Source organism: Saccharothrix isguenensis (assembly GCF_052936305.1).
In genome coordinates this window covers 5,309,801-5,326,925 of the sequence record NZ_CP193626.1, presented here as the reverse complement: position 1 = coordinate 5,326,925, position 17,125 = coordinate 5,309,801, and the positions used below count along the sequence as shown (strand labels likewise).

Sequence of the window (17,125 nt, the reverse complement as noted above, 5' to 3'; positions counted from 1 at the left end):
ATGAAGATGAGCGTGGACAGCACCGAGTCCGAGCAGGAGAAGCTACTCCGCTACCTGAAGCGGATGGCCGTCGATCTCAACGATGCCCAGGCCCGGCTGCGTGAGTACGAGGACCGGGCGAACGAGCCGCTGGCGATCGTGGGCATGAGCTGCCGTTACCCCGGCGGGGTGACCTCGTCCGAGGACCTGTGGGAACTCGTGGCCGCCGGACGCGACGGCATGACCGAGATGCCCACCGACCGCGGCTGGGACCTGGAAGGGCTCTACGACCCGGACCCCGACCAGCTCGGCAAGTCCTACGCCCGGGTCGGCGGCTTCATCGACCGGGTCAGCGATTTCGACGCGGACTTCTTCGGCATCAGCCCGCGTGAGGCCACCGCGATGGACCCGCAGCAGCGGCTCCTGCTGGAGGCCGCGTGGGAGGCGTTCGAGGACGCCGGGATCGACCCGACGTCGTTGCGCGGCAGCGACACCGGCGTGTTCTGCGGTGTCGGCGCCTCGGACTACGCCGTCGGCCCGGCGGGCAGCCTGCCGCAGATCGAGGGCATGCGGCTGACCGGCTCGACGTCGAGCGTGGTGTCCGGCCGGATCTCCTACACCCTCGGGCTGGAAGGCCCGTCGGTCTCGGTGGACACGGCGTGCTCGTCGTCGCTGGTGGCGATGCACCTGGCCGCGCAGGCGCTGCGGTCGGGTGAGTGCTCGATGGCACTGGTCGGCGGCGTGACCGTGCTGTCCGGCCCGTTCCTGTTCGTGGAGTTCAGCCGGCAGCGGGCGCTGTCGCCGGACGGGCGGTGCCGGTCGTACGCGGCCTCCGCCGACGGCACGGGCTTCTCCGACGGTCTCGGCCTGATCGTGCTGGAGCGCCTGTCGGACGCGCGCCGCAACGGGCACACGGTGCTCGCGGTGCTGCGCGGCAGCGCGGTGAACCAGGACGGCGCCAGCAACGGTCTGACCGCGCCGAACGGCCCCTCGCAGGAACGCGTGATCCGCGCCGCCCTGGCGAACGCGAGGTTGAGCCCGGCGGACGTGGACGTGGTCGAGGGCCACGGCACGGGCACGAAGCTGGGTGACCCGATCGAGGCGCAGGCGCTGCTGGCGACCTACGGCAGCGAGCGGGAGAACAGCGGGCCGCTCCTGCTGGGTTCGATCAAGTCGAACATCGGGCACAGCTCCACCGCCGCGGGCGTCGCCGGCGTGATCAAGATGGTGATGGCGCTGCGCGAGCGGGTCCTCCCGCCGACGCTGCACGTCGACTCGCCGTCCCCGCACGTGGACTGGGAGTCCGGGCAGGTCGAGCTGCTGACCGAGGCGCGGGAGTGGACCGCGAACGGACGGCCCCGGCGCGCGGCCGTGTCGTCGTTCGGTGTCAGCGGCACCAACGCGCACGTGATCCTGGAGGAGGCGCCTGCCGAGGAGGCTCCGGCGGAGGTCGTGGCCGAGCCCACCGCTCCGCCGGCCGTGGCGCCGGTGCTGGTGTCGGCGCGCAGCGCCGCCGCGCTGCGCGAGCAGGCCGAGCGGATGCGGTCGTACCTGGCCGCGCGGCCGGAGCTGTCCCTCGCGGACGTGGCGTTCTCGTCGGCGACGACGAGGGCTCAGCTGGAGTACCGCGCGGCCGTCGTGACGACGGACCGGGAGCGGCTGCTGACCGGGCTGGGCGCGCTGGCCGCCGGCGACCCCGTGGACGGTGTGGTCGAGGACCGTGCCGCCGCCGGCGACGTCGTGTTCGTGTTCCCGGGTCAGGGTGCGCAGTGGGTGGGCATGGCGGTGGAGTTGTTGGACTCCTCGCCGGTGTTCGCGGCTCGTGTGGGGGAGTGCGGCGATGCGTTGAGGTCCTTTGTGGACTGGAGTTTGGAGGACGTGCTCCGGGGTGTCGATGGTGCGCCGTCGTTGGAGCGCGTGGATGTGGTGCAGCCCGCGTTGTGGGCGGTGATGGTGTCGTTGGCGGCGTTGTGGCGGTCTTACGGCGTCGAGCCTTCGGCGGTCGTCGGTCACTCGCAGGGCGAGATCGCGGCGGCGTGCGTCGCGGGTGCGTTGTCCCTTGAGGACGGTGCCCGGGTTGTGGCTCTGCGCAGTGGTCTCGTGCGGGACCGGCTTGCCGGTCACGGCGGGATGATGTCGATCTCGCTGCCGGTGGAGCGGGTCGAAGAGCTGGTGGCCTCCTACGGCGGCCGTGTGTCGGTGGCGGCCCTGAACGGTCCTGCCTCCGTGGTGGTGGCCGGCGAACCGGATGCCCTGGACGAGTTGTTCGCGGTCTGCGAGCGCGACGGTGTCCGGGCCCGCCGGGTGGCGGTGGACTACGCGTCGCACTCGGTCCACGTCGAGGCGATCGAAGCCGAGCTGCTGGAGGTGCTCGCGCCGCTCACGCCGAAGTCCGGCGACGTGCCGTTCTTCTCGACCGTCACGGGCGAGTTCGTCGACACCAAGATCCTGGACGCCTCGTACTGGTACCGCAGCCTGCGTGGCCGGGTGGGGTTCGAGCCGGCGGTCCGGGCGTTGATCGACAACGGTGCCGGGAACTTCTTGGAGATGTCTCCGCACCCGGTGTTGACGATGGCGGTGGAGGAGACCATCGCCGCGCACGGTGCGGCGGATCGGGTCGGTGTGGTCGGGTCGTTGCGCCGCGACGAGGGTGGGATGCGGCGGTTCGCGGCTTCGCTGGCCGAGGCGCACGTCTCGGGCGTGGCGGTGGACTGGTCCGCTTACTACGCCGGTACCGGCGTGCAGCGGGTGCCGTTGCCGACCTACGCGTTCCAGCGCGAGCGGTTCTGGGCGGCGCCCGGGACCGGCTCGGGAGACGCGGGTGCGGCCGGGCAAGGTCGGGTGGAGCACCCGGTCCTGGCCGCGGCCGTGCCGATCGGTGACCGGGACGAGTGGGTGTTCACCGGCCGGATCTCCGACGACACCCAGCCGTGGACGCGGGACCACGTGGTGCTCGGCACGGTGGTCGTGCCGGGTGTGGCGCTGGCCGAGATGGTCCTGACCGCCGGCCGCCGGCTCGACTGCACGGTGCTGGACGAGCTGGTGCTGGAGTCGCCGCTGGTCCTGGACGACACCGCGGTGCGGCAGGTCCAGATCACGGTGGGCCAGGCCGGGGACGACGGCCGCCGCGAGGTGGCGATCTACTCGCGTCCCGACTCCGGCGCGGACGACGCGCCGACCGAGGCCGTCTGCCACGGACGCGGCTGGCTGGCGCCGGAGGGCGAGCCCGCGCAGACCGCCGGGTGGCACGAGGTGTGGCCGCCCGAGGACGCCGAGCCCGCGTCGGTGGACGCGCTCTACGCCGGCATGGCGGACCTCGGCTACGACTACGGGCCGCTGTTCCACTGCGTGCGAGCCGCATGGCGCACGCAGGACGAGGTGTACGCGGAGATCGCACTCCCGGACGACGCCGACAACGGCGGGTTCGTCGTCCACCCCGGACTGCTCGACGCGGCGATGCACGGCGGTCTGCTGGAGAAGGAGCCGGGCGACTCGGTCGTCCTGCCGTTCTCGTGGTCGGGCGTCCGGCTCGGCACGACCGGTCTGACCCGGGCCCGTGTGCGCGTCGGCAACGCGGGGGAGTCCACCTTGCGCGTCGACGTGGTCGGCGAGCAGGGCGAGCCGGTCATGAGCATGGACAAGCTCGTGTTCCGGGCGGTGGAGCCCGCGCAGCTCGAACGGGCGCAGGGCAACGGGTCCGACTCGCTGTTCCGGCTCGACTGGACCACGCTGGCGGCCTCGCCCCGGGCGGCAGCGGTGGTGGTCCTCGGCGAGGAGCACGCGGACCTGGAAGGTTTGGAGGGCGCGCTGGCAGTCGGCGCGGCGATGCCCGAGGCGGTCGTCGCCACGGTGGACGACGCGAGGGCGGGTGACGCGGCCTCGGCCGCGATCAGCGCGCTGGCACTGGTGCAGCGCTGGCTGGAGAGCGAACGACTGGGCGACGCCCGGTTGGTCGTGGTGACCCGCGGCGGTGTCGCGGTCGGCGACGAGTCGCCGGACATGACCCAGGCGTCGGTCTGGGGTCTGGTGCGCAGCGCGCAGTCCGAGCACCCCGGCCGGTTCGTGCTGGTGGACCTGGACGGTGGCACCGCGCCGGACTGGGGCTCACTGCTCGACTTGGACGAGCCGCAGCTGGCCGTGCGGGAAGGCCGGGTGCTCGCGCCGCGGCTGGGTCGTGCGCCGGCGGCGTCGTCGCACGAAGCGTGGCGGCTGTCGATCTCGCGGAAGGGCTCGCTGGAGGACCTGGCGATCGTCCCGTCCGAGGGCGCGCGCCCGCTGGCCGCCGGTGAGGTCCGGATCGGCGTCCGCGCCGCCGGGGTGAACTTCCGCGACGTGCTGATCGCGTTGAACATGTACCCCGGTGACGCGCCGCTGGGCAGCGAGGCCGCGGGCGTGGTGCTGGAGGTCGGCTCCGAGGTGACCGACCTGGAGCCCGGTGACCGGGTGTTCGGCCTGGTCCCCGCCGGGTTCGGCCCGGTCGCGGTGGCGGAACGGCGGATGGTCATGCCGATGCCGGCCGGCTGGACTTTCGCGCAAGCGGCGTCGGTGCCGGTGGCCTACCTGACCGCGTACTTCGGCCTGGTCGACCTCGCCGGGGTGCGGCCGGGCGAGCGGGTGTTGATCCACGCCGCCGCCGGTGGTGTGGGCATGGCCGCGGTGCAGCTGGCCCGCCACTTCGGTGCGGAGGTGTTCGCCACGGCGAGCGCGCCGAAGTGGGACGCGGTGCGCGCCCTGGGTGTGTCGTCGGACCGGATCGCGTCATCGCGTGACCTGGGTTTCCGGCAGGCGTTCCTGGACGCGACCGACGGCGCCGGCGTGGACGTCGTCCTGGACGCGCTGGCCGGCGAGTTCGTCGACGCGTCCCTGGAGCTGCTGCCGCGCGGTGGCCGGTTCATCGAGATGGGCAAGGCCGACCTCCGCGACCCGGAGGTCGTCGCCCGGCAGCACGCCGGGGTCCGGTACCAGGCGTTCGACATGTTCGACGCGGCCGGTGTCGAGCGGGTCCAGGAGATGTTGCTGGAGATCACCGCGCTGTTCGAGCGCGGTGTGCTGACGCATTCGCCGACCCGGGCGTGGGACGTGCGCCGGGGTCGTGAGGCGTTCCGGTTCCTGCGCGAGGGCCGCAACGTCGGCAAGGTCGTGCTGACCGTCCCGGCTCCGCTGGACCCCGAGAGCACCGTCCTGATCACCGGTGGCACCGGCGGCCTGGGCGCCCTGTTCGCCAAGCACGTCGTGCGGCGGCACGGCGCGAAGCACCTGGTGCTCCTGAGCCGCCGTGGCGCGGACGCGCCGGGAGCCGGCGAGCTGGTGACCGAGCTGGAGGCGCTGGGCGCGGAGGTACGGGCGGCGGCGTGCGACGTCGCGGACCGGGACCAGCTGACCGCGCTGGTCGCGTCGCTCGACCAGCCGATCTCCGCGGTGATCCACGCGGCCGGTGTGCTGGACGACGGTGTGGTGGAGTCGCTGACGCCGGAGCAGGTCGAGCGGGTGATGCGGCCGAAGGTCGACGCCGCGCTGCACCTGCACGAGCTGACCGCCGGGATGGACCTCTCGGCGTTCGTCCTGTTCTCCTCCGTGGCCGCGTTGATCGGCAGCCCCGGCCAGGCCAACTACGCCGCGGCCAACGCCGCCCTGGACGCGCTCGCGCACCAGCGGCGCGCGGACGGGCTGCCCGCGTTGTCCCTCGCCTGGGGCCTGTGGGCCGACGCCACCGGCATGACCGGTGAGCTGGACGAGGCCGAACTGGCACGACTGGAGCGGATGGGCGTCAACGCGCTGTCCGCCGAGTCCGGGCTGGAGCTGTTCGACCTGTCCCTCGGCGCCGACTCGGCGCTGCTGGCGCCGGTGAAGCTGGACCCGGCCGTGCTGCGGGCGCAGGCACGCGCGGGCATGTTGCCGCCGCTGCTGCGCGGCCTGGTCCGGGCTCCGGCTCGTCGGGCCGAGTCGGGCGGGTCGCTCGGCAGGCGGCTCGCCGGCGTGCCGGAGGCCGACCGCGAGCAGATCGTGCTCGACCTGGTCCGGACGCAGATCGCGTCCGTGCTCGGGCACGCCTCACCGGCCGCGATCGACACCGAACGGGCGTTCAAGGAACTCGGGTTCGACTCGCTGAGCGCGGTCGAGCTGCGCAACCGGCTCACCCGGGCCACCGGCCTGCGGCTGCCCGCGACGCTGATCTTCGACCACCCCAACCCGGTGGCGGTCGCGCGGATGCTGGTCACCGAGCTCGGCGGCAGCGTCGAGTCGTCGCGTCCGGTGGTGCGGACGCGTCCGGCGCCGAAGCCCGAGGCCGACGACCTGCTGGCGATCGTCGGCATGAGCTGCCGGTACCCGGGTGCGTCGTCACCGGAGGAGCTGTGGGAGCTGGTGGCGTCCGGTCGTGACGCGATGTCCGCCCTGCCCGCCGACCGCGGTTGGGACTTGGAGCGGCTGTACGACCCGGACCCGGAGCACCCCGGCACCCTCTACACGCGGGGCGGCGGGTTCATCGACGGCGTCGGCGACTTCGACGCGGGCTTCTTCGGCATCAGCCCGCGCGAGGCGCTGGCCATGGACCCCCAGCAGCGCCTGCTGCTGGAGGCGGCGTGGGAGGCGTTCGAGAACGCGGGCATCGACGTCACGTCGCTGCGCGGCTCGGACACCGGTGTCTTCTGCGGCACGGTCACCTCGGGTTACGGCGCCTCGTTGCGGCCGGCCACCGAGGGGTACTTCCTGACCGGCACGACGACGAGCGTCGCTTCCGGGCGCATCGCGTACAGCCTCGGCCTCGAAGGCCCGGCGGTGTCGGTGGACACGGCCTGCTCGTCGTCGCTGGTCGCACTGCACCTGGCCGCGCAGGCGCTGCGCTCCGGTGAGTGCTCCATGGCGCTGGTCGGCGGCGTGTCCGTGATGACCGGGCCGGACCTGCTGATCGACTTCAGCCGTCAGCGCGGTCTCGCGCCGGACGGCAGGTGCAAGGCGTACTCGGCGTCCGCCGACGGGACGGGGTTCTCGGACGGCCTGGGCCTGCTCGTGGTGGAGCGGCTGTCCGACGCCCGGCGCAACGGCCACCGCGTGCTGGCCGTGGTGCGCGGGAGCGCGATCAACCAGGACGGCGCCAGCAACGGCCTCACCGCGCCGAACGGCCCGTCGCAGGAGCGGGTGATCCGGCAGGCGCTGGTCAACGCCGGCCTGCGACCGTCCGATGTGGACGCGGTGGAGGGCCACGGCACGGGCACCAAGCTGGGTGACCCGATCGAGGCGCAGGCGCTGCTGGCGACGTACGGCCGTGAGCGGGCGGACGGTCCGCTGTGGCTGGGCTCGATCAAGTCGAACATCGGCCACAGCTCGGCCGCGGCGGGTGTCGCGGGCGTGATCAAGATGGTGCAGGCCATGCGGCACGGGGTCCTGCCGCCCACCCTGCACGTCGACGAGCCGTCCCCGCACGTGGACTGGGCGTCGGGTGAGATCGAACTGCTGTCCGAGCCGCGCGAGTGGTCGGTGTCCGGCCGTCCGCGCCGCGCCGGTGTGTCGTCGTTCGGCGTGAGCGGCACGAACGCGCACGTGATCCTGGAGCAGGCCCCGGCCGAGGACGCCGGTGAGCCGGTCGAGTCCGCGCCGCTGCCGGTCGTGCCGGTCGTGCTGTCGGCGCGCAGCGAGACCGCGCTCCGGGCGCAGGCCGACAAGTTGCGGCAGCACCTGGCCGCCCGGCGCGACCTGGCTCTGGCGGATGTCGCCTTCTCGGAGGTGACGACCCGGGCGCTGCTGGAGCACCGGGCCACCGTCGTGGCGTCCGACCGGGACGAGTTGCTGGCCGGGCTGAAGGCCCTGGCCGACGGCGGGACCGCGAGTCGCGCGGTGGTCGGCAAGACGGCGTTCCTGTTCACCGGTCAGGGGTCGCAGCGGACCGGGATGGGCCTGGAGCTGGCGGCGGCGTTCCCGCGGTTCGCGGAGGCGCTGGACGAGGTGTGCGCCGAGCTGGACCCGTTGCTGGGCCGGTCGGTGCGCGAGCTGCTGTCCGCCGAGGACGGTTCGCTGGACCGGACCGAGTTCACGCAGGCCGCGCTGTTCGCGGTCGAGGTGGCGCTGTTCCGGTTGGTCGAGTCGCTGGGCGTGCGGCCGGATTACCTGATCGGCCACTCGGTCGGCGAGATCGCCGCCGCGCACGTCTCCGGCGTGCTGTCACTGGCCGACGCCTGCACGCTCGTCGTGGCGCGCGGCCGGTTGATGGGCGCCCTGCCCGCCGGCGGCGCGATGGTCGCCGTCCAGGCGGACGAGGCGGACGTGGCCGCGTCGCTGATCGGCTTCGAAGGCCGGTTGGAGATCGCGGCGGTGAACGGGCCGCGCGCGGTGGTCGTCTCGGGTGACGCCGACGCCGCCGACGAGTGGCTGCCGCGGTGGGACGGGCACAAGACGACCCGGCTCCGGGTCAGCCACGCGTTCCACTCGCCCCGGATGGAGCCGATGCTGGCCGAGTTCCGCCGGGTGGCGGAGGGGCTGGCGTTCGCGCCGCCGCGGCTGCCGATCGTGTCGAACCTGACCGGGGCGCTGGTCACCGACGAGGTGACCGAGCCGGAGTACTGGATCCGGCACGTGCGGCAGGCCGTGCGGTTCGCCGACGGTGTCAAGACCCTGTGGGACCTCGGCGTGCGCCGGTTCCTGGAGCTCGGCCCCGACGGCGTGCTCACCGCGATGGCGCGCCAGTGCCTGGACGACGAGACGGATGTCGCGTTCGTCGCCGCGTTGCGGGCGAAGCACGCGGAGGCGGCGACGTTCGCCGGGTTCCTGGGTGCGGCCGCGATCGCCGGCCTGCCGGTCGACTGGCAGGCGTTCTACGCCGGCACCGGCGTCCGGGCGGTCGAGCTGCCGACGTACGCGTTCCAGCGCGAGCGCTACTGGCTGGCGCCCGACGCGGGAGGCGGGGACGCCTTCGCGACCGGACAGGGCGCGGTCGAGCACCCCGTCCTGGCCGCCGCGGTGTCCGTCGGCGACCGTGACGAGTGGGTGTTCACCGGCCGCCTGTCCACCGACACGCAGCCGTGGACGCGGGACCACGTCGTGCTCGGCGTGACGATCGTGCCCGGCACGGGTCTCGTGGAACTGGCCGTCGCGGCCGGACGCCACACCGCCAGCCCCGTGCTGGACGAGCTGGTGCTGGAGGCGCCGCTCCTGCTGGAGGAGGGCGTCACCCGCCAGGTCCAGGTCACCGTCGGCGCGGCCGGCGACGACGGCAAGCGTGACGTCGCGATCTACACCCGCCTGGCGACGAGCGGGGACGAGCGGTCCGAGGCGACCTGCCACGCGCGTGGCGTGCTCGCACCGGAGTCCGCTCCCGTCGTCGCATGGCCCGCGGAGTGGCCACCCGCCGGCGCCGAGCCCGCGTCCGTGGACACGCTCTACGGCGGCATGGCCGACCTCGGCTACGACTACGGCCCGATGTTCCAGGGCGTCCGCGCCGCGTGGCAGGTGGGCGACGACGTCTACGCCGAGGTGTCGCTGCCGGAGGACACCGACGGCGAGGGCTGGGGCATCCACCCCGCGCTGTTCGACGCCGCCATGCACGGCGGCCTGTTCAAGCAGAGCGACGACGTCTCGGCCATGCTGCCGTTCTCGTGGTCCGGCGTGCGGATCGGCGCGACCGGGTTGTCCCGGGTCCGGGCCCGCATCTCGCCGGCCGGCGAGTCCGCGCTCCACGTCGAGATCACCGGCGAGCTGGGCGAGCCGGTGCTCACGATGGACCGGCTGGTCATGCGCCCGGTCGAGCCGTCGCAGCTGGCGAACGCGCAGCGCGTCACGCCGAACTCGTTGTTCCGGCTCGACTGGGCCACCCTGACCGTGGGTGCGCCGCGGGCGGAGAGCGTCGCCGTCCTGGGTGGCTTCGACGCGTCCGGTGAGCGGTACGCCGATCTCGCCGCGCTGGAGCAGGCGCTCGGTGGCGGCGTCGCGGCGCCGGACATCGTGCTCGCGTCGGTGCCGGCGGCCGAGGAGGGCGTCGACTCGGCGCGCGACACGGCGGTCCGCGCGCTGGAGCTGGTGCAGCGGTGGCTGGCAAGCGAATCCCTCGCCGAGGCCAAGCTGGTCGTGGTCACCCGCCGAGCGGTCGCCGTGGGCGACGAGACGGCGGATGTCGCACAAGGCGCGGTCTGGGGTCTCCTGCACGGCGTGCAGGCCGAACACCCCGGTCGGTTCCTGCTCGTGGACTTCGAGGGGACGACCGAGCCCGGTTGGTGGGGTGCGCTGGCCGACCTCGACGAGCCGCAGATCGCCGTCCGCGGCGACCGGGTGCTGGCGCCGCGACTGGCGCGGGTGACGGACTCCTCGGGCGACGTGCCGTTCGACCGGGACGGGACGGTGCTGATCACCGGTGGCACGGGTGGTCTGGGTGCGATCTTCGCCAAGCACCTGGCCGAGCGGCACGGTGCGAGGCGCCTGCTGCTGGTGAGCCGTCGTGGCTCGGCGGCCGACGGCGTGGACAAGCTGCTCGTGGAGCTGGACGCGCTGGGCTGCGAGGCCCGGGTCGCGGCGTGCGACGTGGCGGACCGGGGCCAGGTGGCGGACCTGATCGCGTCGGTCGACCGGCCGTTGACCGCGGTGATCCACGCGGCCGGTGTGCTGGACGACGGTGTGGTGGAGTCGCTGACGCCGGAGCAGGTCGAGCGGGTGATGCGGCCGAAGGTCGACGCCGCGCTGCACCTGCACGAGCTGACCGCGGGCATGGACCTCTCGGCGTTCGTCCTGTTCTCCTCGGCCGCGGCGCTGATCGGCAGCCCGGGCCAGGCGAACTACGGCGCGGCCAACGCGGCCCTCGACGCGCTCGCGGCGACGCGGCGTGCGAACGGGCTGCCCGCGGCCTCGCTCGCCTGGGGCCTGTGGGCCGACGCCACCGGCATGACGGGCGGGATGGCCGAGGCCGACCTCGCCCGGCTGGAGCGGATGGGCATCGGCGCGATCTCCGCCGACTCCGGGCTCGCGCTGTTCGACCAGGCCCTCGCGGTCGACGCGGCCCTGGTCGCGCCGGTGCGACTGGACCTGGCCGTGCTCCGCTCCCAGGCCCGTGCGGGCACGCTGCCCGCGCTGATGCGCGGCTTGGCGCCCGTCCGGCGGACCGAAGCGGGCGGGTCGTTGGCACAGCGGCTCGCCGGAGTCGCCGAGGCCGACCGCGAAGGAGTCGTGCTGGAGCTGGTGCGCGGACAGGTCGCCGCCGTCCTCGGCCACGCCTCCGCGGACGCGATCGACCGCGGCCGGGCGTTCAAGGACCTCGGCTTCGACTCGCTCAGCGCGGTGGAGCTGCGCAACCGGCTGACCCAGGCCACCGGCGTGCGACTGCCCGCCACCCTGGTGTTCGACTACCCGACTCCGGACGCGATCGCGCAGTACGTCGTCTCGGTCGTCACGCCGGATCCCGGCGCGACGACGGCCCGGTCGGAGGAAGACGAGATCCGCGCCATGGTGGCGTCGATCCCGGTCGCCCGACTCCGTCAGGCTGGGTTGCTCGACACGCTGCGCACCCTGGCGAACGGCGATCCGCTCGTGGCGGCGCCCGCGGCCGACGAAGCCCCCACCTCGATCGACGACATGGATCCCATGGCCCTCCTCAGGATGGCCCGTGGGGAGCACGCATGACTTGTCCAGGACATGGACTGGCCCGCAGCACCCGGAACCTGGTCGCCTGGCGGCGCACCGACGTGGAGGAAAACCAGTAATGACGGTCGATGACAACGACTTCGTCGAGGCACTTCGGACATCGCTGAAGGAAACCGACCGCCTGCGCCAGGAGAACCGGCGGCTGCTGGCCCAGTCGAGCGAGCCCCTGGCGATCGTGGGCATGAGCTGCCGCTATCCCGGTGGCGTGACGTCGCCGGAGGAGCTGTGGGAGCTCGTGGCCTCCGGTCGTGACGGCATCTCGGCGATGCCGACCGACCGCGGCTGGGACGCCGACGCGATGTACGACGCGGACCCGGAGCGGCCGGGCACGGTGAACACCCGGGGCGGTGGCTTCATCGACGGTGCCGCCGAGTTCGACGCCGAGTTCTTCGGTCTGAGCCCGCGCGAGGCACTGGCGATGGACCCGCAGCAGCGGCTGATGCTGCGCGCGGCGTGGGAGGGGCTGGAGGACGCGGGCATCGACCCGACCTCCTTGCGCGGCAGCGACACCGGCGTCTTCTGCGGCGTCATCACCTCGGACTACGGCGGCGCGGCGCTGCCGGAGCTGGAGGGCTACCAGCTGACCGGGAAGTCCACCAGCGTGGTGTCCGGCCGGATCTCCTACACCCTCGGCCTGGAAGGGCCGGCGGTGTCGGTGGACACGGCCTGCTCGTCGTCGTTGGTGGCGCTGCACATGGCGGCGCAGGCGTTGCGCGCCGGTGAGTGCTCGCTGGCGCTGGTCGGCGGCGTGACGGTGCTGGCCGGTCCGTTCCTGTTCGTGGAGTTCAGCCGTCAGCGCGGTCTCTCGCCGGACGGGCGTTGCAAGTCGTACTCGTCGGCCGCGGACGGCACGGGCTTCGCCGACGGTGTCGGACTCGTCATCGTGGAGCGGTTGTCGGACGCGCGCCGCAACGGCCACAAGGTGCTCGCCCTCGTGCGTGGCACCGCCGTGAACCAGGACGGCGCCAGCAACGGCCTGACCGCGCCGAACGGCCCGTCGCAGGAACGCGTGATCCGCGCGGCCCTGGCGAACGCCGGTCTGAGCGCGGCGGACGTCGACGCGGTGGAGGGCCACGGGACCGGCACGACGCTGGGCGACCCGATCGAGGCGCGGGCACTGCTGGCGACCTACGGCCAGGAGCGGTCGGGCGAGCCGCTGTGGCTGGGCTCGATCAAGTCGAACATCGGGCACAGCTCCGCCGCGGCGGGCGTGGCGGGTGTGATCAAGATGGCGATGGCGATGCGGAACGAGACGCTGCCGCCGACGCTGCACGCGGCCGAGCCGTCGCCGCACATCGACTGGGACTCCGGTGAAGTCGAGCTGCTGACCGAGGCCCGGCGGTGGCCGGTGTCGGAGCGGCCGCGTCGCGCCGGCATCTCGTCGTTCGGCGTCAGCGGCACGAACGCGCACGTGATCATGGAAGAAGCCCCGGCGCAGGACGTGGCTCCGGTCGAGACCGCGGTGGAGCGGACGCTCGGCGCGGTGCCGGTGATCCTGTCCGCCCGTGGCGGCGCAGCACTGCGCGCCCAGGCCGAACGGCTGCGGACCCACCTGGAGGCACGCCCCGAGCTCTCCCCCCTCGACGTCGGGTTCTCCGAAGTCACGACGCGGGCGCAGCTCGACCAGCGCGCGGTCGTCGTGGCGTCCGACCGGGACGCGCTGCTGGCCGGGCTGACCGCCCTGGCGGCGGGGGAGTCCGCCGTGAACGTGGCCGAAGGTCGCCCGGTCGGGGACAAGACCGCGGTGCTGTTCACCGGCCAGGGTTCCCAGCGCGCCCGGATGGGCGCCGAACTGGCGGACGTGTTCCCGGTGTTCGCCGAGACGCTGGGCGACGTGTGCGCGGAACTCGACCCGCTGGTGGGCCGGCCGGTGCGGGACCTGCTGACGGCCGAGGAGGGTTCCGCCGAGGCGGCGCTGCTCGACTCGACCGAGTTCACGCAGGTCGGCTTGTTCGCCGTCGAGGTGGCGCTGTACCGGCTGGTGGAATCGCTCGGCATCCGCCCGGACTTCCTCATCGGCCACTCGGTCGGCGAGATCGTCGCCGCGCACGTCGCGGGCGTCCTGTCGCTGGCGGACGCGTGCGCGCTGGTCGTCGCGCGCGGTCGGTTGATGGGCGCGTTGCCGACCGGCGGCGCGATGGTGGCCGTGCAGGCCGACGAGACCGCGGTGGCCGCGTCCTTGGCCGGCTTCGAGGGTCGGCTGGAGATCGCCGCGGTCAACGGCCCGCGCGCCGTGGTGGTCTCGGGCGACGCCGACGCGATCGACGAGTGGTTGCCGCAGTGGCAGGACCGCAAGACGACCCGCCTGCGGGTGTCCCACGCGTTCCACTCGCCGCGCATGGAGCCGATGCTGGCCGAGTTCCGGGAGGTGGCGGCCGGGCTGAAGTTCACCGAGCCGCAGATCCCGATCGTCTCGAACGTGAGCGGCAAGCTGGTCTCGGCCGAGATGTGCGAGCCCGACTACTGGGTGGCGCACGTGCGGCACGCGGTCCGGTTCGCCGACGGCGTGCAGACGCTGCACGGACTGGGCGTCCGCAGGATGCTGGAACTCGGACCGGACGCCGTGCTGACCGCGATGGTCCGCCAGTGCCTGGAAGGCCTGGACGAGCGCGACGCCGTGGTGGTGCCCGCGCTGCGTGCCCGCCGCTCCGAGGAGGAGACGTTCGCCGGGTTCCTCGGGCAGGCGCACCTCGCCGGTGTCGGCGTCGACTGGTCGGCGTTCTACGCGGGCACGGGCGCGCGGCGCGCGGACCTGCCGACGTACGCGTTCCAGGACCAGCGGTACTGGCAGATGGCCGGTATCGGGGTCGGCGACGCGACCGCCGCCGGGCTCGGCCCGGTCGAGCACCCGTTCCTGGTCGGCGCGGTGCAGGTGGGTGACCGGGACGAGTGGGTGTTCACCGGTCGCATCTCCACCGACTCGCAGCCGTGGACCCGGGACCACGTGGTCCTCGGCGTGACGATCGTGCCCGGCACGGCCCTGGTCGAACTGGCCCTCGCGGCCGGTCGGCGGGTCGGCAGCCCGGTGGTGGACGAACTGCTGATGGAGTCGCCGCTCCTGCTGGACGAGGGCGTCCCGCGCCAGGTGCAGATCACCGTGGGCGACGCCGGCGCCGAAGGCCGCCGCGAAGTGGCGATCTTCTCCCGCGCGGAGGCCGGCGCCGACGACGAGCCGCAGCCGGCGACGTGCCACGCGCGGGGATGGCTCGCCGCGGACACGGACCCGATGCCGTTCGCGGCGGAGGAGTGGCCGCCCGCCGGCGCCGAAGCGGTGTCGGTGGACGGGTGGTACGACCGGCTGGAGGACATCGGCTACGAGTACGGTCCGACGTTCCGCGACGCGCGTGCGGTGTGGCGCATCGGCAAGGACCTGTACGCCGAGGTCTCCCTGCCCGAGGGCGCGGTGAGCAGCGGGTTCGGGATCCACCCCGGCCTGTTCGACGCCGCCCTGCACATCGGGCTGCTCGACAAGAACCCCGGTGACCCGGTGCTGCTGCCGTTCTCGTGGTCGGGCGTCCGGCTCGGCCGGGCCGGCGCGACCTCGGTGCGCGCGCGCGTCAAGGCGGAAGGCGACACCGCGGTGCGGCTCGTCGTCACCACCGACGCGGACGAGCCGGTGCTGACCGTGGACAAGCTCGCCCTGCGGCCGGTGGAGCAGGCGCAGCTGGCGCGGGCGCAGGAGACCACGCAGCGCTCGCTGTTCCAGGTCGACTGGACGCCGGTGTCCGGTGCCGCGGGGCGCGAGGTGCGCGTCGCGGTCCTCGGTGACCTCCCCGCGTCGGGAGACCGGTACGCGGACCTGTTCCTGCTGGAGGAAGCCGCGTACGACGGTGGGCCGGCGCCGGAGATCGTGCTCGCCATGGTGGACACGCCCACCGGTGGCGCGGCCGACGCCACGCGCACGGCCGCGTCCACCGCGCTGGACCTCGTGCAGCGGTGGCTGATGATCGACTGGCTGGCCGACTCGCGACTGGTCGTGCTGACCAGGAACGCGGTCGCGGTCGGCGGTGAGCAGCCCGACGTCGCGCAGGCCGCGGTGTGGGGCTTGGTGCACAGCGCCCAGTCCGAGCGTCCCGGGCGGTTCCTGCTCGTGGACGTCGACGGCAGCGGCGAGCCGGACTGGGGCACGGTCGTCGACCTCGACGAGCCGCAGGTGGCGATGCGCGGCGGCAGGTTGCTGGCGCCGCGGCTGGCGCGCACGGCCACCCGGCCGGGTGCCACCGGTCAGCTGCTCGGTGCTGAGTCGGACGGCACGGTCCTGATCACCGGTGGCACCGGCGGTCTCGGCTCGCTGCTCGCGAAGCACGTCACGGAGCAGCACGGCGCGCGGCGACTGCTGCTGGCGAGCCGTCGCGGCCCGGACGCCGAAGGGACGGCCGAGCTGGTCTCCGAGCTGGAGGCGCTCGGCGCGTCGGTGCGGGTCGAGGCCTGCGACGTCTCCGACCGCGAGCAGGTCGCACGACTGCTGGCCTCGGCGGAGACGCCGGTGACGGCGGTCATCCACGCGGCCGGTGTGCTGGACGACGGCGTGGTCGAGTCGATGACCTCCGACCAGCTCGCCGGGGTGATGGGGCCGAAGATCGACGCGGCCCTGCACCTGCACGAGCTGACCGCCGGCACCGAGTTGTCCGCGTTCGTGATGTTCTCGTCCGTGGCCTCGTTGATCGGCAGCCCCGGCCAGTCCAACTACGCGGCGGCGAACGCCGCACTCGACGCACTCGCCACCAGGCGGCGCGTCGACGGCCTGCCGGCGACTTCGCTGGCATGGGGTCTGTGGGCGGACGAGGCCGGCATGGCCGGTCAGCTCGGCGATAACGACCTGGCCCGGTTGCAGCGGATGGGCGTCCGCCCGCTGTCGGCCGAGGTGGGGTTGGAGCTGTTCGACCAGGCGCTCGGGCTCGACCAGGCGCTGCTCGCGCCGGTGCGGCTCGACGCCACCGCGCTGCGCGGCCAGGCGGCGGCGGGGATGCTGCCCGCGATGCTGCGCGGGCTCGTGCGGAGGTCCGACCGGACCGAGGTGACCGAGTCGCTGGCGCGGCGCCTCACGGGCGTGGCCCAGGAGGACCACGGCCGGATCGTGCTGGAGCTGGTGCTGACCCAGACCGCCGCGGTCCTCGGCCACGACTCGGCGGAGGCGGTCGAAGCGGACCGTGAGCTCCACGAGTACGGGTTCGACTCCCTGAGCGCGGTGGAGCTGAGCAACCGGCTCACCCGCCTCACCGGGCTGCACCTCGAAAGCACGCTGGTGTTCGACCACCCGACGCCGCAGGCGATCGCGTCGCACCTGCTCACGCTGGTGGCGGCGGACACCGCGGGGTCCGGGAAGACGTCCGACGAGAACGCGGCGCCCCGGTCGGAGGAGGACGAGATCCGCACCATGATCGCGTCGATCCCGCTCGACGACCTGCGCTCGACCGGGCTGCTCGACACGTTGCGCGACCTGGCGAACGGCCGCGCCGAGCGGGCCGTCGCGACGGCCGCGGCCGGGAGCACCGGCGAATGACGGCCAGTGACGCGGACCAGGCGG

The 17,125-nt window shown here is 73.6% G+C and carries 1 protein-coding gene and 1 pseudogene; both read left to right on the top strand.

The window, feature by feature from the left end; all coding sequences use genetic code 11:
• The first annotated feature begins 6 nt into the window (after window positions 1-6).
• A complete protein-coding gene (locus ACRAKI_RS23555) occupies window positions 7-11,577 on the top strand; it encodes an SDR family NAD(P)-dependent oxidoreductase (RefSeq protein ID WP_447002678.1) in 11,571 nt (3,856 codons plus the stop codon).
• A 112-nt stretch (window positions 11,578-11,689) separates the two neighbouring features.
• Window positions 11,690-17,101, top strand: a pseudogene (locus ACRAKI_RS23550) (type I polyketide synthase); the annotation flags it as partial.
• Window positions 17,102-17,125: the final 24 nt, after the last annotated feature.